Source organism: Rhizobium leguminosarum, assembly GCF_010668065.1.
In the GTDB taxonomy this organism is placed as follows: domain Bacteria; phylum Pseudomonadota; class Alphaproteobacteria; order Rhizobiales; family Rhizobiaceae; genus Rhizobium; species Rhizobium leguminosarum_S.
Map to the genome: position 1 here is coordinate 1 of NZ_WUEN01000010.1, position 25,886 is coordinate 25,886.

The 25,886-nt window shown below is 61.5% G+C and carries 28 protein-coding genes and 1 pseudogene; 6 read left to right on the forward strand and 23 right to left on the reverse strand.

Annotation, left to right across the window (positions count from 1 at the left end):
• Nucleotides 1-111: pseudogene (locus GR198_RS24030) on the forward strand (IS5/IS1182 family transposase); the annotation flags it as partial.
• 115 nt (nucleotides 112-226) lie between these two features.
• Here GR198_RS24030 and GR198_RS24035 read toward each other — a convergent pair.
• The 3 genes from GR198_RS24035 to GR198_RS24045 all read right to left on the reverse strand — a co-directional run bounded on the left by GR198_RS24035 (nucleotide 227) and on the right by GR198_RS24045 (nucleotide 3,897).
• On the reverse strand, nucleotides 227-1,084 hold the full coding sequence (locus GR198_RS24035; RefSeq protein WP_029872994.1) for an MOSC domain-containing protein: 858 nt from the start codon (nucleotides 1,082-1,084) through the stop codon (nucleotides 227-229).
• Nucleotides 1,085-1,093: 9 nt separating this feature from the next.
• Nucleotides 1,094-1,753, reverse strand: a complete 660-nt coding sequence (locus GR198_RS24040; RefSeq protein ID WP_029872993.1) for an HD domain-containing protein — start codon at nucleotides 1,751-1,753, stop codon at nucleotides 1,094-1,096.
• Nucleotides 1,754-1,998: 245 nt separating this feature from the next.
• Nucleotides 1,999-3,897 (reverse strand): putative bifunctional diguanylate cyclase/phosphodiesterase, encoded by a 1,899-nt coding sequence (locus GR198_RS24045; protein ID WP_029872992.1) that lies wholly within the window; start codon nucleotides 3,895-3,897, stop codon nucleotides 1,999-2,001.
• A gap of 428 nt (nucleotides 3,898-4,325) precedes the next feature.
• Between GR198_RS24045 and GR198_RS24050 the strand changes: the two genes are divergently transcribed.
• Both GR198_RS24050 and GR198_RS24055 read left to right on the forward strand, forming a co-directional pair.
• Nucleotides 4,326-4,679 carry a hypothetical protein gene (locus GR198_RS24050; protein ID WP_172643819.1) on the forward strand — a complete coding sequence of 118 codons (354 nt, stop codon included), beginning with the start codon at nucleotides 4,326-4,328 and terminating at the stop codon, nucleotides 4,677-4,679.
• A 139-nt stretch (nucleotides 4,680-4,818) separates the two neighbouring features.
• Nucleotides 4,819-5,334 carry a superoxide dismutase family protein gene (locus GR198_RS24055; RefSeq protein WP_029872990.1) on the forward strand — a complete coding sequence of 172 codons (516 nt, stop codon included), beginning with the start codon at nucleotides 4,819-4,821 and terminating at the stop codon, nucleotides 5,332-5,334.
• A 108-nt stretch (nucleotides 5,335-5,442) separates the two neighbouring features.
• Here the strand turns inward: GR198_RS24055 and GR198_RS24060 are convergent, their stop codons facing one another.
• The 8 genes from GR198_RS24060 to GR198_RS24095 all read right to left on the reverse strand — a co-directional run bounded on the left by GR198_RS24060 (nucleotide 5,443) and on the right by GR198_RS24095 (nucleotide 10,527).
• Nucleotides 5,443-6,327 (reverse strand): mechanosensitive ion channel family protein, encoded by an 885-nt coding sequence (locus GR198_RS24060; protein ID WP_029872989.1) that lies wholly within the window; start codon nucleotides 6,325-6,327, stop codon nucleotides 5,443-5,445.
• Between the two features lie 58 nt (nucleotides 6,328-6,385).
• Nucleotides 6,386-6,916 (reverse strand): tyrosine phosphatase family protein, encoded by a 531-nt coding sequence (locus tag GR198_RS24065; protein ID WP_029872988.1) that lies wholly within the window; start codon nucleotides 6,914-6,916, stop codon nucleotides 6,386-6,388.
• A complete protein-coding gene (locus GR198_RS24070; protein ID WP_029872987.1) occupies nucleotides 6,913-7,521 on the reverse strand; it encodes a YfbR-like 5'-deoxynucleotidase in 609 nt (202 codons plus the stop codon). Before GR198_RS24070 ends, GR198_RS24065 begins: the two co-directional genes overlap by 4 nt.
• Complete coding sequence (ygfZ, locus tag GR198_RS24075) at nucleotides 7,518-8,399, reverse strand: CAF17-like 4Fe-4S cluster assembly/insertion protein YgfZ (protein WP_164069708.1); 882 nt, start codon at nucleotides 8,397-8,399, stop codon at nucleotides 7,518-7,520. Before ygfZ ends, GR198_RS24070 begins: the two co-directional genes overlap by 4 nt.
• Before the next feature lie 98 nt (nucleotides 8,400-8,497).
• Entirely contained in the window at nucleotides 8,498-9,253 is a 756-nt protein-coding gene (locus GR198_RS24080; protein ID WP_029872985.1) for a hypothetical protein, read from the reverse strand.
• Nucleotides 9,254-9,271: 18 nt separating this feature from the next.
• Nucleotides 9,272-9,529, reverse strand: coding sequence for a hypothetical protein (locus GR198_RS24085; protein ID WP_003546972.1), 258 nt, complete (start codon nucleotides 9,527-9,529; stop codon nucleotides 9,272-9,274).
• 103 nt (nucleotides 9,530-9,632) lie between these two features.
• Nucleotides 9,633-10,076 carry a TIGR02301 family protein gene (locus GR198_RS24090; protein WP_029872984.1) on the reverse strand — a complete coding sequence of 148 codons (444 nt, stop codon included), beginning with the start codon at nucleotides 10,074-10,076 and terminating at the stop codon, nucleotides 9,633-9,635.
• 34 nt (nucleotides 10,077-10,110) lie between these two features.
• Entirely contained in the window at nucleotides 10,111-10,527 is a 417-nt protein-coding gene (locus GR198_RS24095) for an NUDIX hydrolase (RefSeq protein ID WP_029872983.1), read from the reverse strand.
• A 71-nt stretch (nucleotides 10,528-10,598) separates the two neighbouring features.
• Between GR198_RS24095 and GR198_RS24100 the strand changes: the two genes are divergently transcribed.
• A complete protein-coding gene (locus GR198_RS24100; RefSeq protein ID WP_003558128.1) occupies nucleotides 10,599-10,919 on the forward strand; it encodes a YnfA family protein in 321 nt (106 codons plus the stop codon).
• Between the two features lie 41 nt (nucleotides 10,920-10,960).
• Complete coding sequence (locus GR198_RS24105) at nucleotides 10,961-11,725, forward strand: SOS response-associated peptidase (protein WP_029872982.1); 765 nt, start codon at nucleotides 10,961-10,963, stop codon at nucleotides 11,723-11,725.
• Between the two features lie 227 nt (nucleotides 11,726-11,952).
• Here GR198_RS24105 and GR198_RS35520 read toward each other — a convergent pair whose 3' ends face one another.
• The 5 genes from GR198_RS35520 to GR198_RS24125 form a co-directional block, all read right to left on the reverse strand.
• A complete protein-coding gene (locus tag GR198_RS35520) occupies nucleotides 11,953-12,099 on the reverse strand; it encodes a hypothetical protein (protein WP_003558132.1) in 147 nt (48 codons plus the stop codon).
• Nucleotides 12,100-12,410: 311 nt separating this feature from the next.
• A complete protein-coding gene (gene pssA, locus GR198_RS24110; RefSeq protein ID WP_003558134.1) occupies nucleotides 12,411-13,256 on the reverse strand; it encodes a CDP-diacylglycerol--serine O-phosphatidyltransferase in 846 nt (281 codons plus the stop codon).
• A gap of 79 nt (nucleotides 13,257-13,335) precedes the next feature.
• On the reverse strand, nucleotides 13,336-14,271 hold the full coding sequence (locus tag GR198_RS24115) for a phosphatidylserine decarboxylase (protein WP_280806279.1): 936 nt from the start codon (nucleotides 14,269-14,271) through the stop codon (nucleotides 13,336-13,338).
• Entirely contained in the window at nucleotides 14,169-16,046 is a 1,878-nt protein-coding gene (locus GR198_RS24120; protein WP_029872980.1) for an ABCB family ABC transporter ATP-binding protein/permease, read from the reverse strand. Before GR198_RS24120 ends, GR198_RS24115 begins: the two co-directional genes overlap by 103 nt.
• A 212-nt stretch (nucleotides 16,047-16,258) precedes the next feature.
• Entirely contained in the window at nucleotides 16,259-18,265 is a 2,007-nt protein-coding gene (locus tag GR198_RS24125) for a LysM peptidoglycan-binding domain-containing protein (RefSeq protein WP_029872979.1), read from the reverse strand.
• Nucleotides 18,266-18,420: 155 nt separating this feature from the next.
• Between GR198_RS24125 and GR198_RS24130 the strand changes: the two genes are divergently transcribed.
• Nucleotides 18,421-19,044: a TIGR00730 family Rossman fold protein gene (locus tag GR198_RS24130; protein ID WP_003558142.1), complete on the forward strand. Its 624-nt coding sequence runs from the start codon at nucleotides 18,421-18,423 to the stop codon at nucleotides 19,042-19,044.
• 112 nt (nucleotides 19,045-19,156) lie between these two features.
• On the opposite strand, the gene rarD is transcribed toward GR198_RS24130, so the two are convergent.
• The 7 genes from rarD to cysS all read right to left on the reverse strand — a co-directional run bounded on the left by rarD (nucleotide 19,157) and on the right by cysS (nucleotide 25,797).
• On the reverse strand, nucleotides 19,157-20,068 hold the full coding sequence (gene rarD, locus GR198_RS24135) for an EamA family transporter RarD (RefSeq protein ID WP_003546993.1): 912 nt from the start codon (nucleotides 20,066-20,068) through the stop codon (nucleotides 19,157-19,159).
• 207 nt (nucleotides 20,069-20,275) lie between these two features.
• Nucleotides 20,276-21,889 carry a citramalate synthase gene (gene cimA / locus GR198_RS24140; protein WP_029872978.1) on the reverse strand — a complete coding sequence of 538 codons (1,614 nt, stop codon included), beginning with the start codon at nucleotides 21,887-21,889 and terminating at the stop codon, nucleotides 20,276-20,278.
• Between the two features lie 126 nt (nucleotides 21,890-22,015).
• The gene (gene pip / locus GR198_RS24145; RefSeq protein ID WP_164069709.1) at nucleotides 22,016-22,978 is read right to left on the reverse strand and encodes a prolyl aminopeptidase; all 963 of its coding nucleotides are present in this window, start codon (nucleotides 22,976-22,978) and stop codon (nucleotides 22,016-22,018) included.
• Nucleotides 22,975-23,451: a GFA family protein gene (locus GR198_RS24150; RefSeq protein ID WP_029872976.1), complete on the reverse strand. Its 477-nt coding sequence runs from the start codon at nucleotides 23,449-23,451 to the stop codon at nucleotides 22,975-22,977. Before GR198_RS24150 ends, pip begins: the two co-directional genes overlap by 4 nt.
• Nucleotides 23,448-23,936 (reverse strand): GFA family protein, encoded by a 489-nt coding sequence (locus tag GR198_RS24155; protein ID WP_029872975.1) that lies wholly within the window; start codon nucleotides 23,934-23,936, stop codon nucleotides 23,448-23,450. The genes GR198_RS24150 and GR198_RS24155 overlap by 4 nt, the downstream gene beginning before the upstream one ends.
• On the reverse strand, nucleotides 23,933-24,409 hold the full coding sequence (locus GR198_RS24160) for a GFA family protein (RefSeq protein ID WP_029872974.1): 477 nt from the start codon (nucleotides 24,407-24,409) through the stop codon (nucleotides 23,933-23,935). The genes GR198_RS24155 and GR198_RS24160 overlap by 4 nt, the downstream gene beginning before the upstream one ends.
• Nucleotides 24,406-25,797: a cysteine--tRNA ligase gene (gene cysS, locus GR198_RS24165; protein ID WP_164069710.1), complete on the reverse strand. Its 1,392-nt coding sequence runs from the start codon at nucleotides 25,795-25,797 to the stop codon at nucleotides 24,406-24,408. The genes GR198_RS24160 and cysS overlap by 4 nt, the downstream gene beginning before the upstream one ends.
• Nucleotides 25,798-25,886 lie beyond the last annotated feature (89 nt).

Sequence of the window (25,886 nt, forward strand, 5' to 3'; positions counted from 1 at the left end):
ACCTTCTGCCGCCTGAAGGATTGGAGGCGCATCGCAACACGATACGACAAGCTCATGATCAACTTCGAGGCAACTTGCTACATCGCTGCTCTCGTCATTTGGTGGGCATGATTGAGTCTGGAGCCTAGAGCGGTTCAGCTTTTCACGGAAGCGCAGAACCGCTCTAACTCTTTGTATTCACGCAATTCCGGACGGAAAACCGCTTCGCACTTTTCCTGGAATTGCTTTATGCTGCGGCGCGACGCTTGAGCGCCCAGCCTTCCGGCCTCTCTTCAACGATACGGACGGTATCACCGATCGTGATCCTGCCGCTGCCGCGTGGCGTGACGTTCCAACCGAAGAGCGGGCCCGGCACGCGCCGGTCGGCCGACATGCGGATGCGGCCCATGGCCGGCATCGGGTTTGGTCCTTCGCGGGACCCGGTCAACTGGTCCTGCGTCGTCATGATGCAGCGGGAGCAGGGTTTGACGAGATCGAAGCGGATGCCGGCGATCTCGATCGCCGCCCAGCGGTCCTCCGCCCAGGCCTCGTCGGTATCGATGACGATGTTCGGACGGAAGCGTTCCATGCCGACACTGCCTTCGCCATGGGCGGCGAGATCGGCATTCAATGCCTTCAGCGAACCGGTCGTCGTCACTAGGATCTGGTAGCCGTCGGTAAAGGTGACGGGCGTGGCTTCGCCGGCCCATTCGGCATTCGCCGTCCGCCGTGCCTGCCCGTCGAAGAAGACGAGGCGCACCTCGCGGCCAAGCCATTCCGAAAGCTGCCGGTTGCTCTCGGGATCGGCGACGGCGGCGTTGACGGCAGATTTCCACACGATCACATCCATGCGGGCTTCAGGCTGAGGCGGTGGTACCGATATGTCCGTTTTCCCCTGCATCAGCAGCCGAAAGGCACTCGCTTCCGGTCGTACCTCGATGCGTGCGAGGTCGGGCAACTCGCGCTGGGTAATGAAGTGCCCTTGCGCATCGGTGATCATCGCCCGACGGTCGCCGGGAAGCCCATAGGCGTCGATGTCGGCGGCGGGCAGCGCAATGCCGCGTGCGCTTTTGAGAGGGTAGATGAAGAGGTCGCTGACACGCATGCCGTTCTCCTAGATTTCGTCCATGAATTCCGAGAGAAAATCGCGCAAGCTCTTGTCACGCGCGGCCGCCAGCCTGCGGCCGGTCTCGGTCTGGAATCCTTCCGCCAGTTTGAATAGCTTCGTCTGGAAATGGTCAATGGCATAACGCTTGTCATCGAGCGGGCGGTGTGCCGCCGCCGGATCGAACGGATCGTAGAGCCCGGATCCCAGTCGCCCGGCGATATAGAAGCAGCGGGCGACGCCGATCATGCCGATCGCGTCCAGCCGGTCGGCATCCTGCAGGATCTTCGCTTCCAGCGTCTGCGGCGCCACCCCGGCCGAGAAACTATGCGCGGTGATTGCGTGGGCCGCGGCCTCGATATCCGCGCCGCTCCAGCCGAGTTCCGCCAGGATCGCCGATGCCTTCTCCGCCGCCAAAGCCGATGCTTTTGCCCGCAGCGGCGAATTCTTCTCGACGGCGACGCAGTCGTGCAGCAGCACGGAAGCGGCAAGAACCCGCCCGTCGCCGCCTTCTCCCGCATGGATGCGCATGGCATTCCTGAAGACGCGCAGGATATGAGCAAGGTCGTGCGAGCCGTCGTCGCCGTCGGCCGCATGCGCAATCAGCGCCGCGGCAAGCGTTTCGTGCGGGGAGAAGGCTTCAGCCGCGAACATAGCGCCACCTGTCATGAGGAAGATCGTTTTCCGCCGATAGAGCATCGGCGCGGAAGTGGATGCGGACGGGTAAGAGAATGCCACAACCAGATCTCGGAATCGCAGCCGATTTTCTAGAGCATGATGGCGAAAAGTGTGAGCGGTTTTCGGACGACATCATGCTCTAACTATATATTGTAGAACAGGATGATTTTAGGCCGACCCGGCTAAAATCATCCTGTTCTAGCGGCTTGCCGTGCGAGTCGCAATCGAGGGTGATCTCAGCGCTTGGCTTCAGGAAAGCGCATCATGCCGCCGTTCTTCGGCGGCAGGGAGAGAAGATCGGCCACGTCACGCGCCGGTCTCGGCGGACTGATGTGATAGCCCTGGATCTCGTCGCATTCCTCGCATTCGAGCAGCGCCAGCTGCGCGGCCGTCTCGACGCCCTCGACGGTGACGCGCATGCCGAGCGCATCGCCAAGCAGGATGATCGCGTGCATGATCGCATGCGCTTCCTTGTTGTGGACGATGTCGTTGACGAAGGATTTGTCGATCTTGATCTTATCGAAGGGGAAGCTCGAGAGGTAGCTCAGTGAGGAATAGCCGGTTCCGAAATCGTCCATCGAGATGCGGATGCCACGCTCCTTCAGCGCATGCAGGATCGGCAGCACTTCGCTCAGATTTTCCATCAGCACGCTCTCGGTGATTTCGAGTTCGAGCCGCGACGGCGACAGCGCAGCGGCGGCAAGCGCCTCGCCGACATCGCGCGTCAGGTCGCTGCTGCTGAATTGGATCGCCGAAACGTTGACAGCGACCTTGATGCCCTCCGGCCATAACGCTGCATCGTTGCAGGCCCGGCGCAAAACCCAACGGCCGATATCGACGATGAGGCCGACTTCTTCGGCAAGCGGAATGAAATCCATCGGCGGAACGCGGCCTCGAACCGGGTGGTTCCAACGGATCAGAGCTTCGAAGCCGCAAATGCGCCGCTGTGAGAGGTCATAAAGCGGCTGGTAGTGCAGCTCGAATTCCTCGTTCTCAACGGCTGCTTTGAGGTCCGCCTCCAGCGCCTGGCGCAGCTGCATCTGCGCTTCCATCTCACTGGCGAAGAAGCGCTCGCGTTTGCGCCCGTCCGCCTTGGCATGTGACAGCGCCACGCCGGCATTTTTCAGCAGGATATCGGTTTCCTCGCCATCCTCAGGGGCGATTGCGATGCCCATGGAGACGCTGAGCTCCACCTGTTTCTCGCCATAGAAGAATGGCTCGGAAAGCTCCCGGCGGATCTGGTCGGCAAGCGCCGTCACGTTCCACGGCTGCTGCTTGCCCGTCTGCAGGATGGCGAATTCGTCCGAGCCGAGGCGCGCCAGGGTGTTTTCCGAACCGGCCGAGGCTCGGACGCGCTCTGCGACCTGCTGCAGGATCTTGTCGCCGGCCGAAACGCCCATCGTATTGTTGATCGATTTGAATCGGTCGAGATTGAGGTGAACGAGGGCAATCTGCTCATCCGGCTTGCGTTCCGCAAGCGTCGCATCGACCTGTTCGCGAAAATGGATGCGGTTTGGAAGGCCGGTCAGCGGGTCGTGGTGGGCGAGATAGGTGATGCGCTCGGCCGCCCTTCGATCCTCGGTGATATCGGCATGAATGGAAATGTTGCTGCCGTCGGAAAGGATAGTCACCATGCTCTGGATGATGCGGCCATCATCCATCAACCACTCGCGCCGACGGAGACCACTGCTTCTTGCGGTTGCGGCGGAATGTCGCCCGGTCCGCCGGCCGGGCTTGGTGCTCTCCGTACCACGCATTTTGTCCGTGAGATCGGCGATTGTCGCGCCGGCAGTGAGATCTTCTTGCGTCAGGCCGAAGAGCTGACGGAAGCGGATGTTGGAAAGCGTCAGCCGCTGGTCGGCGTCGAAGACGCTGAGACCGAGCGGCAGGTTGTTGAGAATGATTTCGAAGAGTTTTTTCTGTCCGTCGAATGCCTGGCTGAGGGCTGACATATTGCCTCTCAGCACATGGTTTTCCTTCAGCAGCGTTTCTAAGCTTCTCTCGATTTCGTCATAGTTGCTTTCATGGACGCGATAGGTCGCGATCACGAGATCCATCAGACGCTGCGCATCGATCGATCCATCGTCCGTAACGGCCTGAGTGCATTGCTGCCAGAAAAGCGCTTCGGCTTTCATGTGGATGCATCTTGCGCGGCAGCTGCCGCGGCCTCGGGGGAAGGTGCCTTCGATTGACGTACGTGCATCATTACGCCGGACATGAAAACCTTTCTCAAATGAACACAGAAATTGCTTTTTATAGCCGGACTGTCTGGTGGCAATGCGTGACGCCCATTTTCTATGGGTCGAATTAATATTCGGTTGCAGTGCAACAACGACGGGCACTAGGTCAGACAATTGTCTCTATGTGAAAAATCGCTGAAATATGGGGGAAATCGGCCGGCTGGCGCAGGCGGCTTCGCGGCATTCCGTTAACTTTTGTCAATCATCGTTAATGAGAAGTTAACAACTTATTGACGCACTGCGCAAATCAGTTTAACCACCGAGTCAGCACTGATTTTCCACGTTTCGTATTGCGTACAAACACCACCGGCAAAAGGCGGTGAATGGAGGTTTGTATGACCAGCACCACATCCGTTTCAGACACCTCATATGCATATCTGGCGACGCTTTCGCGTCTCGATGCCAATGGCGATGGCGTCCTCAGCCGCGGCGAACGTGCCGCCGATGAGAAGCCTGGCATCATCAAGGAACTCCTGGAAGAGGACAAGGCCAGCGAGACGCAGCCGAAGTTTTCTGGCAGCCTGATCGCGCTGATGATGGACACGCGTGGCAGTGCCGCGGCAAGCAGCATCGCTGTTTCCTATCCATTGCAGCAGACCGCGCCGGCGACAGGCGATCAGCCCGAGGATCTCTACCGCAAGACTTACGGCCAGTTCGATTTCGACGCCGTCGCCTGAACGGCGCGCCGATTCAGGTGATTAAGCCGGCCGTTTGGCCGGCTTTTCTCGTTCCGTCTTCTTCGTTCGATCTTCCTCGGTCAGGAACACCTTCCGGTTTGACACGTTCAGAAGGACAACCGGACGGAAGGAGATCTCCATGAAAGCCATGCGCATTATCGCCGCCCTGAGCCTGCTTGCGGTCGCATTGCCGGCGGGCGCTCAGGACAAGCAGACGGCGGTCGCCAATTTCGTCGGCAAGGACGGCAAGGAAGACGGTCGCGCGCAGCTGACGGCTGCTGCCACTGGCGGCGTCCTGATCGAAGTCGAGATATCGGGACTGCCTGTGAATAAATGGGTGGCCTTCCATGTGCATGAGACCGGCCGCTGCGACGCCGCGACCCATCACGAATCGGCGGGCGGTCATTTCAATCCTGAGAAGGCGGAGCATGGCATTCTTGCTGCCAAAGGTCCGCACGCCGGCGACATGCCCAATCAATATGTCGGGCAGGATGGCGTGTTGCGGGCACAGATCTTCGACAGCATGGTCACGCTCGACGGCAAAACCGACGGCATTCGTGGGCGCGCATTGATGGTGCACGCCAATTCGGATGATTATCGCAGCCAGCCTTCGGGTGATGCCGGGGAAAGACTCTCCTGCGGCGTCATCCAATAGCTACGGCACAATTCCTTAAATCGGAATCGATTGAGGGACAAAACCATGCAGCAATTCAATGTGCGCACAGCGCCGCTGGTCTTAAAAGATCCGCGGCGCTGCAATGTCTTACTGCCGCGTCTGAGTCGACTTTTCGGCCGTTGCCTTGCCGTTGGACTTTTTTGGTGGCGCGGCATCTGAAGCATCCGCCTCAGCGGCAGGATTCTTGTCGAAGGCGAGTTTCACGCGCTTCACCATGTCACGGCTGACCAGCCACCAATCGCCGGTCTTTGCCCAATAGCGCAGCGTTACGGAGATCGCACTGTCACCGAGGCTGTCGATGAAGACGCTGGGTGCCGGTGACGTCAGCACTCTGGAATCGGCTTTGGCAAGGCCCATCAGCCTCTCCATCGCCAGATCCATGTCATCGTCATGGGGGACGCTGATTTTCAACTCTTCCCGTCGGGTGGGCTCGCGGCTGAAATTGGTAATCGGCGTGTTCCAGAGCGTCGAATTCGGCGCCAGTCGGTAGAGCCCGTCGCCGGTTCTGAGTTCGGTCGCAAACAATCCGATTTCGCGCACCGTGCCGGCCACGTTGCTGGTCTCGATATATTCGCCGACGCGGAACGGCCTGAGGATCAGCAGCATGATACCGGCAGCGATATTCTGCAGCGTCCCTTGCAGCGCCAGTCCGATCGCCAGGCCTGCCGCGCCGAGGGTGGCGATGATCGAGGCGGTCTGGACGCCGAATTGACCGAGCACGGTGATGAACACCAGGATGAGCAGCGCATAGCGCAGCACATTGGTGAAGAATCGCGCCAGCGTCTCATCGATACCATGAACCCGCGACAGGCCTTCATAAGCCCAGCGGCTGGTAAAACCGGCCAGCGTCCAGCCAAGGACGAGCAGGATCACCGCTCCGAGGACGGAGAAGGAATATTGCACGGCAAGTGCGCTTGCCTGGCTGAGCGCCGTTTGCGTGGCGAGGAGGACATCGGCTGCCTGTTGTTCCATGATCTGGCCCTGTCGATTGTGCTTGGTCGGGGGCTAGATGGAGCGGCTGGCGGCAGCGTCAACCGCAGGCGGCGTCTCGGATCGCAAGCACGAAGGGCGCATTGCCGTCGGCATTGGCACCGCGCCCGATTGCCCGCACCGCCGCGACCAGTCGGCCGCTGCGGCCGAGCAGCGCGTCACCGATCTCGATCAGCCGGGCATTCGGCGTCGCGAAAGGCGAGGCGGCCCGCAGCCGGCGGGCAAGCGTCTCCTCGCTCTGATCGGGTGCCAGCGACAGCGCGGCAATGAGCGCAGCGGCCGGCGATCGCGACACGCCCATCCAGCAATGGATGAGCAGCGGTGTCTCCTGCCGCCACGAAGCGGTAAAGTCGATAATCCCGCGAACATGCGTCTCGTCAGGCGCCACGAGATCGCCGGTGCCCTTGAAGACGATATCGTTCATAGCAAGTGTCAGATGGCGCTCGGCCGCGATCACGCCCGGCCGGTGAAAGGCCTGCTCCTTGGCGATCAGGCTGATCATGTCACGCGCCTTGTGGCGCACCGCCATTTCCGCGATGCGCGACAGCGGCGAGACGACGATGAAGGTCACGATACCATCTCCCGCTCGACCTCGATCGCCGCGAAGCGCTCGCAGAACAACCGCTGCGCTTCGATCGCCGGCAGGGGCTCGATCATCAGCATGTCCTTGCTGATGCCGCGCGGCTGGCCGAAGAATTTCTGTGCCTCGGCGGGGGTGAAACCGGCAAGCACGGTCGCTTCGAAATAGGCGGCGATCGTGTCGGCCTTCTTGATCCGGTCCTTGAGATCGCGCGAGGGATGCGGCGGCAGGCCGAAGCGCAGGTGCACGGCGGCCTCCAGCCGCTTTTCCACCGTTTTATAGCCGCCGCCGACCACCGATTTGAACGGCGAGATCATGTCGCCGATCACATATTCGGGCGCATCGTGCAGCAGCGCCATCAGGCACTCCTGCGGCCGCGCATCGTTGAAGCGGCGGAAGATATCCTCGACGACGAGACTGTGCTGCGCCACCGAAAAAGCATGATCGCCGGAGGTCTGGCCGTTCCAGCGGGCCACGCGCGCAAGCCCGTGCGCGATGTCGATAAGTTCGACATCAAGCGGCGAGGGGTCGAGCAGGTCGAGCCTGCGTCCGGACAGCATGCGTTGCCAGGCACGCGGAGCTTTCGTTGTTGTCACGCGCTGGCCTCGTCGCCGCTTGTAGGAAAGACAAGGCCGGACCATGCCGGCAGGACGAGGGAAACAGGCGTGTCGCCGGCGAGCAGTGGCGTGCCTGCCGCCATTGCGGCGCCGGCACGGTCGATGCGCACGATCGCAAGTCCATTGCCGCCGTCGACCGAACCGAGTGTTCCCACAGGCTTGCCGGCGGCGGTAATCTCCGTCCCGGTCCCTGGCAGATCCGTTGCGGCGGACACCGTCACGACGCGCCGGCGCGCAGTGCCGCGATGCTGCATGCGCGAGACGACCTCCTGGCCGACATAGCAGCCTTTCCTGAAGGAGAGGCCGCCGTTGAAATCCATCAGCACGTCATGCGGGAAGGCGTCCTGCAGGGCGAAGTCCGATCCTGATGTGACGATGCCGTGGCTGATGCGCAGCGCGTCGTAGAGCGCTTCTGCACCATCGCCGTGTTTGCCGGGCCGACGGGTGAGCGTGACGCCCGCCTTGGCGAAGCGGCTGTCTCGGGCGCCCTGGCTGCCCCGGGCGCCCTGGCTGCCCCGGACGCCTTGGCTGTCCTCGGCATCTTCGCCCCAGGCAACGGTGACGCCCTCTTCGGTGCTTGGCGCAAGTGTGACGGCGGCGCGCAGCTTGTACATTGTCAGCCGCTTCAGCATGCTGTCGCGCTGGTCGGCATCGGTTTCGATCATGTAGCCGTCGCCGTCCTGCCAGATCATGAAGTCGAACAGGATCTTGCCCTGCGGCGTCAGCAATGCCCCGGGCCGCGCCTCGTCGGCGCCGAGCGCGGCGATATCGGTGGTGATCAGGTTCTGCAGGAAGGATTGGGCTTCCGCGCCGCTGACGAAGAGCAAGGAGCGGTCTTTCAGGAATACGGCTGGCATGACGGAACCTGTCGCGTTGGTTATCGCTCAGAGGTATGTCTTCATGAGGTGGATCGCAAGCGCCATGCGAAACGTGAAAAGCGCAGGCGAGACGGGCATCAATCGCCCGCTGTGAAGAATTTCCATTTACCCTCAGGCGTAATGCCGAGGCGATAGAAATTATATCCGCCGAATTCCTGCATGTCGGAGAGATCGCCGGCGGTGACGATGCGCAGCAGCTCGACGCGCTCCGGCGGTGTCAGCGACTTCAGGTCCTTCTCGGCAAAATAGGGCCAGACATACATGTCGTCTGCTGTGCCCTGGCCGACATGCACGAAGCCGGTCGAGATGATGTCGAGCATGATGGCAAGGATCTCGTCGCCGTCAGGATCGCCCGACAGATCCTTCAGCGTGCCGATCGGATCGTCGGTCGGTTCGCCCACAGTCACCTGCGTCTGGTCGGCGCCGGCGCCCATCAGCGGCCGCAGCCGCTCGAGATCGCCGGAGGCGGCCGCCTCGACGATTTGCTCGCGCATCTTGCGAACCGGCTCTGGCACCTTGCTGATATCGTAGATTACCTCGGTGGGCTTGGAATTGTCCTGAGCGCCCGGCGTCTTGTCGACACCCTGATTGTTCTGGCTGTTGACCAGTGGATCGGCCATGGGAACACCGGGAGTGGACCCGCCCTGCGGCTGGCTCTGTCCCTGGGCGCTTCCCTGTGCGGGCGTCTCGTTGGCCGCCTGGCCGGGGATCTTGTGCAGTTCGGAAAGCGCGTAGGCTGCCGGCGCAAGGAAAACATTGCCGGCGGCGAGGCTGAACGCAAGCAGCACCGGCGCGAGCGAAATTCGCGAAACTTTCTCTTTACCGGTGTGCATCAAACTCTCTGATAACAATTATTGCAGGGTGCGGTTCGCGGAGAATTCGCCGGCAAGCATGCGCTCACGCAGCGAATCCAGCAGGGCTTCGGCGCTCTTTTCCCCATGCAATCTGATCGTCTCGCGCAGCGCATGTGCAATGGCAGCATCAGCGATGATTTCAGGCTCGATTCCGTCGGCCATGCCGTCGGCCCAAGCTTCGTTCTGGTACTCCAGAGCTGCCTGCATCTTTTCGTGGACGATCATGTCGTCGATGTCGTTGAGGCTTGCTTCCATTGTTTTTTCCTCAGAACTTCTCATGTCTTACTGCACCGTTAACAACACTAACAGCCTTTTCCCAAAACGACACGTCCGCTTGCGAAAACAGGTTAATTAAACGTCAATTTCCAAAGCGCGAGGTAATTTCTGTGGCAAGTGTTGCACCTTCGTTACGGTAGCGCTCTTCTGCCACGATGGCCGCCGGGGTGCAATCCGTATAGACCGAGGCGAAGGCGCGATAGCCGCGATTGAAGGCTGCTGTCAGCTTTTCTTTGCGCTGCGGCTCGTTGCCGGTCTCCGAATCGAGCAGCTGCTGCATGCCGTTTCGCCACTCGTCGCCACCCGCCGCCTTGCAGAGCGTTCTCAGATAATGCACCGAACCCAGCACCTCGGCGAACCGTGCCAGCTTGTCGTCATAGGGCACGCTCACGACCGGCGGTGCAATCTCCTCCTCCTGTGGAGGCGGCGTATTCTTGCCCTGCGCCATCGTGGGGCCGGCGAGCACGAGCAGGGACAGAAAAACGCGTCGAACGGGAATCATGCTCACAGTTGATACGCTCAGCATGACGGCAACAAGGCGTGCTTCAAAGTTTCCACGTCTATTCGCCGCCCGCCAGCCGCTCCGCGCATTCGAGCACGCTTTGCGGCACGGGCAATTGCCGGATTTCCTCCACCGTGTACCAGCCGAGGGCTGCCGCATCGTCGGCGGCTTCCGCTACGGCATCCCGATCCGCATCGACGCGAAAGACCGACAGCAGGAAATGGCTCTTGACGCTGCCGTCGGCCGCATGCGTCTTCAGGTCGTAGGTCGAAAACAGCCGCGGATTACGTGCCGAAATGCCGGTCTCTTCATGGAGTTCGCGCAATGCCGTTTGCTCCGGCGTTTCGCCGGGCTCGGCCCGCCCGCCGGGAAAGGCATACATGTCGGTGGAAGGCGGGTTGCGCCGCAACACGAGGAGGAATCGTCCGTCGCGTTCGAGAATGGCGGAGGAGGCGGCTTTGGCGGTGGAGATCATCGGAGGCTGCTCTTGCTGTGATGGCCCATCTTATCGGAGGAATAGTGCGACGGGATTCGAAAGGTGCTTCCGTGACCTACATCATTTTTGCGTTTGCTGCCCTCTTCGAGATCGCCGGCTGCTTTGCCTTCTGGGCATGGCTGAAGCTCGAAAAACCCATCTGGTGGCTGGCGCCGGGCATGGTCTCTCTGGCGCTTTTCGCCTGGCTTCTGACGCTGGTGCCGAGCGAGGCCGCCGGCCGTACCTTTGCGGCCTATGGCGGCATCTACATCCTCGCCTCGCTGCTCTGGCTTTGGCTGGTCGAAGCCCGCGTGCCTGATCGTTACGATATCGGCGGCGCGCTGATCTGCCTTGCCGGCGCCAGCCTCATCCTCTTTGCGCCGAGAGGCTGAGGCGTCTTGACCGGATACGAGCCGGGTGCAAAGACAAGCCGATGTGTGGACGTTTCGCCCTGACAGTCTCCAGCGTCGACTTGAGCGACGTCTTCTCCGGTCTCGATCTCGACGATTTTCCGGCGCGCTACAACATCGCGCCGACGCAGCCGATCCTCGTCGTCATATCAGGCGAGGGCAGGGAGCAGGGCAGCAACTTGGCCGACCGGCGCGCCGTGCTCGTGCGCTGGGGCCTTACGCCGGGCTGGGTCAAGGATCCGAGAGATTTCCCGCTGCTGATCAACGCGCGCGCCGAAACCGCGATCGGCAAGGCCTCTTTCCGCGCCGCCATGCGTCATCGCCGCGTGCTCATTCCGGCCTCCGGTTTCTATGAATGGCATCGCCCGTCGAAAGAAAGCGGTGAGAAGCCGCAGGCCTACTGGATCAGGCCGCGCCAGGGCGGGGTCATCGCCTTTGCCGGGCTGATGGAGACATGGTCCTCGGCCGACGGCTCCGAGGTCGATACCGGCGCGATCCTGACGACATCGGCCAATTCAGCCATATCGGCGATCCACGATCGCATGCCGGTCGTCATCAGACCTGAGGATTTCACGCGCTGGCTCGATTGCAAGACGCAGGAACCGCGCGAGGTGGTCGACCTGATGCAGCCGGTTCAGGATGATTTCTTCGAGGCCGTCCCGGTCTCCAACAAGGTCAACAAGGTTGCCAATATGGGTCCCGACCTGCAGGAGCCGGTCGCCATCGAAAAACCGCTGAAGGCGCCCGACAAGCAAAAGTCTGAGGACGGCCAGCTCAGCTTCTTCTGAAACGGGATCGGTCGCATCTGTGGGCCCGTCGGCGACCGATCGGCGCCCACGTCTCACATAGGCGGCGGCGATGCGTCGCTTCGTCCAATCAGGTTTTTCGGGTTGTACTTATGTCGCCAGAGCGTGGTCGGAAGTCTTCCGGCGATCGCCTCGTCATTGACTTCGTCAGCGGTGCCTAACGCATGTAACCCGAAAGCACGCATGATTCCGATTTGAAGCCTTCCGCCTCAAGCGGATTTTTTTACGCTGGTCGGCTTATGCTTCGCCATCAGCGATGCTGCGGCAACAGCCTTCAGGCCGACGGGGCGATAGTTGGCGGCGAGGTCTGGCTTGGCCGCCTGCTGTTCGCCGGTACTGCTCTTCTTCGAAGTCACGATACTCTCCTTGCGTGGTTCTTCCCTGGGTATTTTCTAGTTTGATGTTTCGTCACGAATAGCGACAAAACGGGGGCGTAGCTTATCAGGATTTGTAAACGCCCACCATAATTCGCGAGGCTTAACTGAAGCCTACGTTGGTTAATACTTACTGAAGAGAGCAGTTCCAATAAAAGTCCGAGAGCGGTTTTCTGGGGAAAAGCGCGCAACGGTTTTCACCCGGATAAAGCGCGTGCTTTTCCCGGGGATACGTCAGAACGAAGGGAGAGAAGCATTTCCGTCATTCGAAGAGATCCGGAAATGCTAGCAGATCAGATGTGCCGGCCGATATCGTCGTCGCCGATGCCGGGTTCCTCGATCGTCAGCGTCCCGTATTTCCGCCGCCATTTCCGTGCGCCGAAGGGAAGCGATATGAGGTAGGCGGCAACGGTGAAGACCATCACCTCCCAGGTGTAGCTCATTAGCAGAGCCACATAGAGCACGACGCCGAGCATCATCGGCAGTACGAGATCGCGCCGCAAGCGGTTGCCTTCCGATTTGCCCGACCAGACCGGCAGCCGGCTGATTAGCAGGAAGGCGATGAGCACGGTGTAGATCGACGAAAGATAGGCGAAGGTGCGGTCCGTCGCCAACCCGAGGAAGCCGAGATAGACCGGCAGCAGCACCAGCATGGCGCCGGCCGGCGCCGGCACGCCGACGAAATATTCCGATTGCCAACTCGCCTTGTTCTCGCGTTCGGCCATGACATTGAAGCGGGCAAGGCGAAGCCCGGCGGCGATCGCATAGATCAGGGCGGCAATCCAGCCGAGCGAGCGCGCCTGGTCGAGCGCGAAGACATAGACGACGAGGGCGGGTGCGACGCCGAAATTGACGATGTCGGCAAGCGAATCCATCTGCGCGCCGAACTTCGAGGTCGCCTTCATCAGCCGTGCCACGCGCCCGTCGATGCCGTCGAGGAAGGCGGCGAGCAGCACCATGGAGACGGCGAGCTCGTAACGATTCTCGAAAGCCAGCCGGATGCCGGTCAGCCCGGCGCAGATCGCCAGAATAGTGATGAGGTTCGGAAAGACGAGCCGGAGCGGGATTTCGCGCAGACGCGGGCCGCGGGCGGAATCATCCGGCCCATTGGGCTCGAAAGGCGGAAAAGGCGTTTCCATATCGCGTTCCAATCGTTCCTAAGGCAATTCCAGCAACAGTGCGTAGCGCTTCTGCACTTCCGTGAAAAGCTGAACCGCTCTAGCTGCGGCGGCTGATAACGGGACCCTTGGCGGAGGCGAATTCGGCGATGACGGTTTCTCCCGCAACCGCCGTCTGGCCGAGCGACACGCGTGGCGCAGCACCGGCGGGCAGGAACACGTCGAGCCGCGAGCCGAAACGGATCAGCCCGAAGCGCTCGCCGGCATCCAGCGGCTCGTTGGGGTTCGCCCAGCAGAGGATGCGCCGTGCGACGAGGCCGGCGATCTGCACGACGCCAATCTGGCCGTGGCCGGTTTCGATCACCAGCCCGTTGCGCTCATTGTCTTCGCTCGCCTTATCGAGTTCGGCATTGACGAAGCTGCCGGAGCGGTAGTTGATGCTGACGATGCGCCCGCGCATCGGCGCCCGGTTCACATGGCAATTGAAGACGTTCATGAAGACCGATATGCGCAGCATCGGCTCGGAGCCGAGGTTGAGCTCGGCCGGCGGGGTCACCATCTGGATCGCCGACACCTTGCCATCGGCGGGAGAGATCACCAGGTCGTCGTCCTGCGGGGTCACGCGCTCCGGATCACGGAAGAAATAGGCGCACCAGAGCGTGAAGATCATGCCGATCCAGAAGAGCGGCTCGAAGATCCAGCCTAAGACCAGCGACGCGACGAAGAAGGCGGCAACGAAGGGATAACCCTCCTTGTGCACGGGGACGATCGTGTTGCGAACCGTGTTGAACAGGCTCATGGCTGCCGGTCTCCTTGCGTTTTCATTTTTGCTGGTTAGCGAAAAACCGTCTCTGGGGCAATGCTGTGGCCTCGGCCCTGGTTCCCACGCCGGGTTTCTGAACAACAAAAGTCGGCCGGCGTCGGTTTTCCTTGTCAGCTTGCCGGAGCAAGCCGCGTTATCACGCCGAGGTCGTCGCTTTCGCGCACCTGCTTCAGATGTTCCTCCGCCTGTGTCGCCTCGCGCTGGCGGTTCCACATCGAGGCATAAAGGCCGTTCCTTTCGAGCAGGGCGGCATGTGTTCCGCGCTCGGCGATCTCGCCGCTTTTGAGCACGATGATTTCATCGGCGCTGATGACAGTCGAAAGCCGGTGGGCGATAACAAGCGTCGTCCGGTTCTTCGAAACCAGGTCGAGCGCCTCCTGGATCTCCCGTTCCGTCGTCGTGTCGAGCGCCGATGTCGCCTCGTCGAGGATCAGGATCGGTGGTGCCTTGAGGATGGTGCGGGCGATCGCCACCCGCTGCTTCTCGCCGCCCGAAAGCTTCAGCCCGCGCTCGCCGACCTTGGATTCGAAGCCCTCGGGCAGCGTTTCGATGAAATGCGCGATCTGCGCCACTTCGGCGGCGGCAAAGACTTCGCCGTCGCTGGCCGATGTGCGGCCGTAGCGGATGTTGTAGGCGACCGTGTCGTTGAAGAGCACGGTATCTTGCGGCACCATGCCGATTACCGAGCGCAGGCTCTTCTGCGTCACCGTGCGGATATCCTGACCGTCGACGGTGATTGCGCCGCTCTGAATATCGTAGAAACGATAGAGCAGGCGCGACAGCGTCGATTTGCCCGCACCCGACGGGCCGACGACGGCGACCGTCTTGCCGGCCGGCACATCGAAGGAAATGCCCTTCAGGATCGGACGGGCCGCATCATAGGCGAAGTGCACGTCCTTGAAGGAGATCGCGCCCTGGCCGATCCGAAGTTCGGTCGCATCGGGCGCGTCTTTGACTTCGGTCTGCACCTCAAGCAAATCGAACATCTGCTCGATATCGGTCAGCCCCTGGCGGATTTCACGGTAGACGAAGCCGATGAAGTTGAGCGGTACGGAAAGCTGCAGCAGCATCGAATTGACGAAGACGAAATCGCCGACCGTCTGCTCGCCGCGCTGCACGGCCAGCGCCGACAGCACCAGCATGATCGTCGTGCCGATGCCGAAGATGACGCCCTGGCCGAAGTTCAGCCAGCCGAGCGAGGTCCAGACATCGGTTGCCGCCTTCTCGTAGCGTTCCATCGATTTGTCGAAACGCTTTGCCTCCATCTCCTCATTGCCGAAATATTTGACGGTCTCGAAATTGAGGAGGGAGTCGATCGCCTTGGTGTTGGCGTCGGTATCGCTGTCGTTCATCGACCGGCGGATGGCGATGCGCCAGTCGGATGCGCGGATCGTGAACCATATATAGGCCCAGACGGTAAAAGCGGTAACGGCGAGATAGGAGAAGCCGTAGCCCCACCAGAAGATCACCGCCGTCAGCACGAATTCGATGACGGTCGGGACGGAATTGAGGATCGTGAAGCGCACGATCGTCTCGATACCCTTGGTGCCGCGCTCGATGATGCGCGACAGCCCGCCGGTCTTGCGCTCGAGATGGAAGCGCAGCGACAGCTCGTGCATGTGCACGAAGGTCCTGTAGGCGAGCTGGCGCACCGCATGTTGTCCGACGCTGGCAAAGAGCGCGTCGCGCAGCTGGTTGAGGCCGAGCTGGATCAGCCGGGTGATGTTATAGGCGATCACCAGCGCGATGGCGCCGGCCAGCAGCGGCGGCACCGAGCCGGCAAGATCCATCCTGCCGTTCAGGGCATCGGTCGACCATTTGAAGAAATAGGGAACGAGCAGCAGGACGAATTTGGAGATCAGCAGAAAGACCGAGGCCCAGACGACGCGCATCTTCAGGTCGGGCCGGCCGGCCGGCCACATATAGGGCCAGAGGTTGAGAAGCGTCTGCGGCAGGTTGGATTCCGAGACTGTCTTGCCGTTTGCCATGCTTGTCTCCAGCCCGGATGGGCTTGCCGCGATTGCGGCGATTCGATGCCGGCAGGAGTGCGGAACCGGGACGTGCCTGAAAGCGCTTCCCACAACCCGCAGCCGCCACCGCCAGATAAGGCGCCGGGCGGACGAATACAACAATTGCGGGGGTAAGGAAACGACGAGGCCGGGCGCTCATCTCGCCCGGCCTCGTCGTGTTGTTTTGCAGCTTAGAGATGCTGGCCGGACATGCGCTTGCGGTGCAGCTCTTCGGCATTCGGCAACACATCCTTCGGCAGGCCGAAGATCTGACCGGGGCGAATGCGATCGGGATTGATGATCTTGTCCTCGTTGGCGATGTAGATCGTCGTGTATCGGACGCCGAGGCCATAGGTGCGGCGCGAGATCTGCCACAGCGTGTCGCCACGGCGAATGATGACTGCCGCGTTGTTTGCCGTCAGCGGCGCCTGTTCGATCGTCTTCGGCTGGTTGCTTCCGACATCGTTTGCAGATGGCGTTGCCGGCGCGGGTGCGGCGGTGAGTTCGGCGATCATCCCGCCCAGCTTGACGAGTGCGGCGCCGACGGACTTCGCATCCCCAGGCAGGCCCTGCAGCAGCTTCAGCGCATTGCCGGCGATCTGCGAGGAGGAACCGGACGATTGCTTGAAGACATCTGGCGCATCAGCGGCCGGGCGGAAATCGGCGACGGAGCGCAGCGCGAATTCCGTTGCCGAGCGCGCCGCCGCAAGCTGCTCGGCGCCTGGCAGCTTGCCATCGGCAAACAGTCCCTTCAGCAGGCCGAAGGCCTTGCCGACTTCGACTTTGAGTTTGCCGAGCTCGCCTTCGTCGAGCGGCACCATCGAGGAAGCGCCGTTGGCGTCGGCGGGTGCCGATTGGGCGGCGACCCTCACCTGATCGCCGGCCGGGCGATTGAAATTCACCGCCGCACGCACGATCACCTTGCCTGCGGGATCGACGACATCGACGCGGATCTTGTGGTCGCCGACCGACAGCGCCACCACGCCGTCGATGACGAAATGACCGTCGGAGCCGGCGGTGTCCTGGCCTACGAGGCTGTCGTCGGCATAACCGATGACCTTGGCATTGGCGCGCGTCGTGCCGGCAATGAAGATCTTGTTGCCTTCGATCTCGACGGCATTGACCATCACGTCGGGCACATTCGTCTTATCCGGTGCGGCGGTGCCGGGAATGGCCGGTGCCGTATCAGCACCGCCGGAGGGGGTGTCGGTGAGGTTCGGCGTCTGCAGCGCCAGCTCGCCGGTTGCCGGCTTGTCCGCAGGCGGCGCCATCGGGTTGGAGGCATCGGCAACTTCGGTTCCGGCCTTCGGCGCGGTAATGATGCGGCTCGCCGTGCCGGGTTTGGAAACCATGGCGAGCAGATTGGCGCCATTGCCATCCTTCGGCACGGAAATGGTCGCGACTTCTTCGGAAAGCGTGCTCTTGCCGTCCTTGCCCGTGAACTTGAGCACGAGCTGGTGGTCGCCGGCCGGAAGCGGATCGTCGAGAACGGCAGCAAAATCGCCGCTGGCATCTACATTGGCCGTCGTCACCACCTTCTCGCCGTCGAGCACCTCGAGCTTGCCGTTCGGTTCGGCGGAACCGGCAATCACTGTTGATCCGTCGGGCTCGACGCGCAATACGTCGAAGGCCGGAAGCTTCGGGCCGGTATTTTCCGCTGCTGTATTCGCCCCAGGGGCGGTCTCCGGCGCACCGGTCAGCGCAACCTCGGCCTTGGCGATCGCAGCAAGGGCATCGGCGATGTTCTCGGGCAGCGACTGGACGATGGCGAGCGCCTTTGCGCCACCGTCCTTGGCCTTGGCGGCAAGGGTCTGGGTCGCGGGATCGAGGCCCTCGGGAATGGTGAAATCGGCAAGCGCGGTCAGCGCGTTGACAGCCTTGGTCTTGGCGGCAGTGAAGACATCGATGGCCGGGCCTTTGCCGTCGGCAAACAGCGCCTTGAGCTCGCTGAGCGATACGCCGGCATCGGCCGAAAGGCGACCCACTTTGTCGGCGACCGCAGCCGCGTCGCCCACGGCGGAGCGCGATGTCTTTGCCGCCTCGTTAACCGTGTTCTTGACCTCCGTGCTCGCCTGGTTGATGGCGTCTCCGACCTTGGTTGCATCGCCGCCGATGCGCGGCATGACGACAAACACCATCAGTAGGATTGCGATTGCGAGGACTGCAAGAGCCAGCAAGCCGGCACGGTTCTTCATCATTATGTCTCCCAAGGCGGCAATTTGCCGTAATACCCAAAATTGCTAGCGATTCCCGTTGCTTTCCACAAGCATTCAAAGCAATTAGGCAAGCTAGGCACGCTGCTTTTCAGTCAATTTTCTTGACTGCATTGAAATGGAATAGTTGTTTTGCCCTCATGACCGAACAATCTGTATCGATTCGATCCATCTGCGTTTACTGCGGCTCAAGGCCGGGACGCGATCCTTCCCACATGGCGGCCGGGCGTGCTCTCGGAAGAGAGATCGCCGAATACGGCCTGCGCCTCGTCTATGGCGGGGGTACCAAAGGCATCATGGGCGCGGTTGCCAGCGGCGTGCTTTCAGGCGGCGGTCAGGTCACGGGCATCATTCCCGAATTCCTGATCGATATGGAAGCGACTCGCCACTCGCTCGGTCAGCTGAACGAACTCATTGTAACCCCTGACATGCATGCGCGCAAACACACCATGTTCGAGCGCTCCGATGCCTTCGTCGCGCTGCCCGGCGGCATCGGTACGTTGGAGGAGATCGTCGAGATCATGACCTGGGCGCAGCTCGGCCGCCACGAGAAGCCGATGGTCTTTGCCAACGTCAATGGTTTCTGGGATCCGATGATGGAACTGATGCGCCATATGACCGAAGAAGGCTTCCTGCACACCGCCCACCGGGTGCAGCCGCTCGTCGTCGACGAGATCTCCGGCATCATTCCGGCGATCATGGCCCAGGCAGCCCAGCTCGCCGCCGATCGTGACGGCGAGGACGAGGTGATTTCGAAGATGTAGGCGGGCGCGCCTTTGGAGCGGTCCGGCTTTCACGGAAGCGCCGAACCGCTCCAAGCTTTTGTTTTACGCAATCCCGGACGCAAAACCGCTGCGCACTTTTGCTGGAATTGCTCTAGCGCCCCCGGCTTCCCTTCAGCATCGACCAGCTATAGAGGAACAGCCCCGCCCAGATCAGCGGGAAGGCGATCATGCGCGCGGTGCCGAATGGCTCGTGGAAGACGAAGACCGCGATCAGGAAGATCATCGTCGGCGCAATATACTGCATGATGCCGATCGTTGAGAGTTTCAAGAGCTTGGCGCCGTTCGCATAGATCATCAGCGGCACGGCGGTGATGACGCCGCAGCCAAGCAGTAGGGTCGTATCTGCAAGACCGGTGCGGTAGAGGTGGCCCTGGCCGCCGAATTCGAGATAGAGGATGTAGAGAAGGGCCGGCCCGCTGAGGATCAGCACTTCGAGGAAGAAGCCCTGGTTCGGCCCGAGCGGCAGCGTCTTGCGCAACAGGGCGTAGAAACCCCAGCTGACCGCCAGCGTCAGCGCCACCCACGGGATGCCGCCGCTGTCCAGTGCGAGAATGGCCACGGCAAGCGCCGCAAGCGCGATCGCGGCGATCTGCAGCGGTTGCAGCTTTTCCTTGAGGAACACCGCGCCGAGGAAGATGCTGAACAGCGGATTGATGAAATAGCCAAGTGCCGCATCGAGCGAATGGCCGGCGCCGATCGCCCAGACATAGGTCCCCCAGTTGACGGTAATCAGCGACGCCGTCAGCGCCGCCATCGCCAGCATGCGCGGCGAACTGAGTGCTGCGCGGATATCCTGCGTGCGCCCCAGCACGATCAGCACGATGCCCGCCAGCGGCAGCGACCAGACGATGCGATGGGCGATCACCTCGGCCGGCGAGATATGCGCCACCGCCTTCATGTAGATCGGCAGGAAGCCCCAGAGCAGATAGGCCGTCAGCGCGAAGGCGAACCCGCGCGGACTGTCTTCGTTCTTGGCCAACGGAACGGATGCATCGGTCGACATCGGTGTTTCCATCTTTGTTCTTCTTCTGATCCGGCCTAGCTTAAGCGCCGTGAATAGGCCAATTCATTTCGTTGAATGAAGGGTGAGAGGATTTGAAGCGGGAGACGACGCGATGATCCGGCTCCCTGCGCTGGAAGCCGGCGTCCGAAGGAAGCGAATGGTATTCTGGCGAGGGGTGGGACCCCTCCGCCGAGCCGCGGAATAGGTTTATTCCGCCGCGATCTTGCCCGCCAGCTGCCGGTTCTTCATCAGTTTGTAGATGACCGAATCCATCAGAGCCTGGAACGAAGCGTCGATGATGTTCTCCGAGACGCCGACTGTCCACCAGCGCACACCGTCGCTGTCGGTGGATTCGATCAGCACGCGGGTGATCGCCTCTGTGCCGCCATTGAGGATACGCACCTTGAAGTCGGCGAGCACCAGATCGTCGATCTCGTGCTGGTATTTGCCGAAATCCTTGCGTAGCGCGAGGTCGAGCGCGTTGACCGGGCCTTCGGCATCGGCAACCGACATCAGCGTCTGGCCGTCGATGGTGATCTTGACCACCGCCTCCGAGACGATCTTCACGCGGCCGAGACTGTCGAAGCGGCGCTCGATCATCACGCGGAAGCCTTCGATGGTGAAGAATTCCGGGATCGTGCCGAGCGTGCGGCGCGCCAGCAGCTCGAAGCTCGCATCCGCGCCCTCATAGGCATAGCCGATGGATTCACGTTCCTTGACGATCGAGATCAGCATGTCGAGCTTCGGATCGTCCTTGGCGACCTCGATGCCGCGCCGCTTCAGCGCATTGATGAAGTTCGCCTTGCCACCCTGGTCGGAGACCATGACCTTGCGGAAGTTGCCGACGGTTTCCGGCGGCACGTGTTCATAGGTCCGCGGATCCTTGAGCAGGGCCGATGCATGAATGCCGGCCTTGGTGGCGAAGGCGGAGGCGCCGACATAGGGCATCTGGTGGTCGGGCGAGCGGTTGAGCAGTTCGTCGAAGGCATGCGAGAGCCGGGTGAGGTTGAGCAGCCGCTCCTCGTCGATCGTCGTTTCGAAACGTGTGTTATAGGCGCTTTTCAGCGCCAGCGTCGGGATCAGCGTCACCAGATTGGCATTGCCGCAGCGCTCGCCGATGCCGTTCAGCGTGCCCTGGATCTGCCGGACGCCGGCGTCGACGGCGGCAAGCGAATTGGCGACCGCCTGGCCGGTGTCGTTATGCGCATGAATGCCAAGACAGTGGCCGGGAACGCCTGAGGCTATCACCGCCTCGACGATCGCCCGCACCTCCGGCGGCTGCGTGCCGCCATTGGTGTCGCAGAGCACGACCCAGCGGGCGCCGCTCTCATAGGCCGTCTTGGCGCAGGCGAGCGCATAGGCCGGATTGGCCTTGAAGCCGTCGAAGAAATGCTCGCAATCGACGATCGCCTCCTTGCCCGCGCCAACAGCTGCCTTGACGCTTTCGGCGATGCTTTCGAGGTTTTCCTCGTTGGTGCAGCCGAGCGCCACCGCGACATGATAATCCCAGCTCTTGGCGACGAAACAGATGGCGTCGCTTCTTGCCTGCAGCAGCCCGGCAATGCCGGGATCGTTGGAGACCGAAACGCCCGCCCGCTTCGTCATGCCGAAGGCGACGAAGCTGGCTTGGCTGGTGCGCTTCTCGCTGAAGAAGGCCGTATCCGTCGGATTGGCGCCGGGATATCCGCCCTCGACGTAATCGATGCCGAATTCGTCCAGCATGGTGGCGATCGCAATCTTGTCCTCGACGGAAAAATCGATGCCGGGCGTCTGCTGCCCGTCCCGGAGCGTCGTGTCGAAGAGGTAGATGCGTTCTTTCATGTCGTTTCCTCCCGCCAGGCGGGTTGTTATGAAGTGCGGATGCTGCCCCTCATCCGGCTGCCGCCACCTTCTCCCCGTCATGACGGGGAGAAGGTTAGGGTGAGGGGCTGCCCCCAATGCTAACGATCAGTCTTGCTTCCCGGCAAACTTATCCGTCGCCCGGATCAGTTGGTCGAGAATCCCGGGCTCCGAATAGGCATGGCCCGCGCCCTCGATCAGGTGGAAATCTGCCTTCGGCCAGGCCTTGTGCAGCAGCCAGGCATATTTGGCCGGGCAGGGCATGTCGTAACGCCCATGTACGATGACGCCGGGAATATCCTTGAGCCTGCCGGCATCGCGGATCAGCTGTCCCTCGTCCATCCAGCCGGCATTGACGAAGAAATGGTTCTCGATGCGCGCAAATGCATAGGCGAATTCCGGCTCCTCGAACTTGAAGCTCGTCGAAGGTTCCGGCAGCAGCGTGATCGTTTCTCCTTCCCAGATGCTCCAGGCCTGCGCGGCCTCGATGCGCACATTCCTGTCTTCATGCGTTAGGCGGCGATGATAGGCATGCATCATCTCATGCCGCTCTTCCGGCGGAATGGGCGCGACGAACCGCTCCCACTTGTCAGGGAACATCTCCGAGACGCCGAATTGGTAGTACCAGTCGAGCTCCGCCTTGGTCAGCGTATAGATGCCGCGCAGAATGAGCTCGGAGACGTGCTCTGGATGTGTCTCGGCATAGGCGAGCGCCAGCGTCGAGCCCCAGGAACCGCCGAACACCTGCCAGCTGTCGACGCCGGCCATTTCGCGCAGGCGCTCGATATCGGCAACGAGGTGCCAGGTGGTGTTGGCGTGGAGTTCCGCATGCGGCGTCGACCTGCCGCAACCGCGTTGATCGAACAGCATGACGTCGTAGAGAGTGGGATCGAAGAGCCGGCGATGAGCGGGCGAGATGCCGCCGCCCGGGCCGCCATGCAGGAAGACGGCAGGCTTGGCGCCAGGCGTTCCCGAGCGCTCCCAATAGATCACATGGCCGTCGCCGACATCCAGATGGCCGGAAGCATAGGGCTCGATTTCGGGATAGAGCGTGCGCAGTATCTCGGTCATATCTTCACGCCTTTCGCGGGCCAGGCTTCCGTGTCGTGATCGGGATGCTGGAAGGAGATGATCGCCTCCTGCCGGGAGTAGAAATCCTGATCCTTCAGCACCGGCGCCTCGAAGATTTTCTCGACCCAGGGCAGGCGGGCCTCGTAGTTGACCTGGATCAGCGGTGCGAGGTCGCTGCGGTCGTCGAAGGTGCCGATCGCAAGCTCCAGCCCGCCCGGATGACGATAGGTCATCGGCGTGCCGCAATCGCTGCAGAAGCCGCGCTCGATATTGACCGAGGACTGAAAGTAGCTCGGCTCGCCGCGCGTCCATTCCATCCCTTCCTCAGGCGCGGTGACGAGCGCGGAGAAGAAGCCGCCGAACTGCTTCTGGCACATGCGGCAATGGCAGATCGAGGGTCGCCCCAGTCTGCCTGAGATACGGAAGCGCACGGCACCGCACTGGCATCCGCCTGTCTTTATCGTGTCCGTCATGAGGTTTCTCCGAGGGGGCAGCTTTTCGTGTCGTGGTCGGGGTGCTGATGATTGCTTGCCGCGATCGTGTTCTCGCGGTCGGGCGTTTCAGGCTGTGGTTCCAGCGGCAGGCCGTCAAGCGCATGAAACCAGGACATCTTGCGGCCGGTGTTGGATTGCATCACCGGCTTGACCGCATCGGGATCGTCCAACGAGCCGAGCGTGATGTTGATGAAGTCCGCTTCGGGAATATCGTAGAACAGCGGCGTGCCGCAATCGCCGCAGAAACCGCGCCGCACCAGATCCGAGGACTGAAACCATTTCGGCGCGCCGCGCGTGAAGGCAAAATCGCTGCGCATCACGCCGGCAAGCGGCATGAAATAATTGCCCGCCGCCTTCTGGCACATGCGGCAATGGCAAAGATGGGGATAGCCGAGTTCGCCTTTGGCGCGGTAACGCACCGCCCCGCACTGGCACCCGCCGCTTCTGTCTGATTCCGCTGTCATCTGAGCTCCTTCATTGGCCATGCCTGCGTCTCGTGATCGGGATGCTGGTAGGAAACGAGCTCGAGCACAAAGGGGGCGGCTTGCGCATCCTCCTCCGTCCGGTGCCCCGGCAATTCGTGCAGATGATCGACGAAACCGATCTTGCCTTCGATCCCGAATTGGACCACCGGCGGAAATGCCGAAGGATCGTCGAAGGCGCCGGCGGCAATCGCTATTCCATCCGGCGCTTCATAGGTGAGCGGCGTGCCACAGTCGCCGCAAAAGCCGCGCTCGACAAAGTTGGAAGAGCGGAATCTTTTCCGCTCTCCGCGTGTCCATTCGAAATCGGCGCCGCGCACCGAGACCAGCGGCGCATAATAGGCACCGAACGCCTTCTGGCACATGCGGCAATGACAGATCGACGAATCCTTGATGTCGCCGCTGACGCGGAAACGGATCGCTCCGCATTGGCAGCCGCCGGTATAGGTCGTCATCTCTTGACCTCCCACGTCGTCACGCGCTCGCCCGTCACCGCATCCTTGCCGTCCTTCAACTGGATGCCCTTCGCCGTCAGCTCGTCACGGATCTTGTCAGCCTCGGTGAAGTTCTTCGCCTTCAGCATTTCGAGACGCATCGCGACCAGCGCATCGATTGCCGATGCGACGGCTTCGTCGATCTCCATCCTTTTCGGCAACAGGCCCAGAAGGTCGGCCGTTGCGGCAAAGACGGCACGGGCTGTGGGATCCGCATGGGCTGCTTGCGCCAGCGCATGTAATGCCTGCACTGCCGCGACCGTATTGAGGTCGTCGGAAAGCGCATTCAGCACGGTTTCATCGGGCGTCGCATCGCCGGCTTCGGCCGCCGGCCATTTGGCGAGCAGACGTTCGGCTTCTTCCAGTCGCTTGATCGAAAAATCGATCGGCTCGCGGTAATGCGTCATCAACATGGCAAGGCGCAGCACCTGACCCGGCCATCTGCGGCCGCCGAAGATTTCCGTCTGCAGCAACTCGTTGATGGTGACGAAATTGCCTTCGGATTTCGACATCTTGCGGCCTTCGACCTGCAGGAAGCCGTTATGCATCCAGACATTCGCCATCACCTCGGTGCCGTGGGCGCAGCGCGACTGGGCGATTTCGTTTTCATGATGCGGAAAGATCAGGTCCAGCCCGCCGCCGTGAATGTCGAAGACATCGCCGAGATAACGCTTGCTCATCGCCGAGCATTCGATGTGCCAGCCGGGCCGGCCGCGGCCCCATGGGCTCTCCCAGCCGGGCTCGTTATGGCTCGACAGCTTCCAGAGAACGAAATCGCCCGGGTTCTTCTTGTGCGCGTCAACAGCGATGCGGGCACCCGCTTGCTGCTCGTCGAGCGGGCGCTTCGAAAGCTGACCGTAATCCGCCATGGATTTGGTGTCGAACAGCACTTCGCCCGATGCAACATAGGCATGGCCGTTGCTGATCAGCTTCTCGATGATCTCGGTCATCTCAACGATATTGTCGGTGGCGCGCGGCTCGAAGCTCGGCTCCAGGCAGCCGAGTTCGGCGACATCGGCGTGAAATTGCGTCTCGGTCTTTTCGGTGACCGCGCGGATCGCTTCATTGAGCGGCAGGCCCGGATGGTCCCGAAGTGCGCGCGCATTGATCTTGTCGTCGACGTCGGTGATGTTGCGGGCGTAGATAACGTGATCTTTGCCATAGACATGGCGCAGCAGCCGGAACAGCACGTCGAAGACGATGACCGGCCGGGCATTGCCGATATGAGCGAAGTCATAGACCGTCGGGCCGCAGACATACATGCGGACATTGGTGGGATCGATCGGCGAAAAGACCGATTTTTCCCGTGTCAGCGTGTTGTATAGCTTCAGTTCCGGCGTCGCGTCCATTTCACTCTCCCAAATGCAAGATCAGAAAAATATCGCGACCGGCGGACCGGGGCGTTTCGCATCTTGACTATTTGGGAGACGAAAACGGC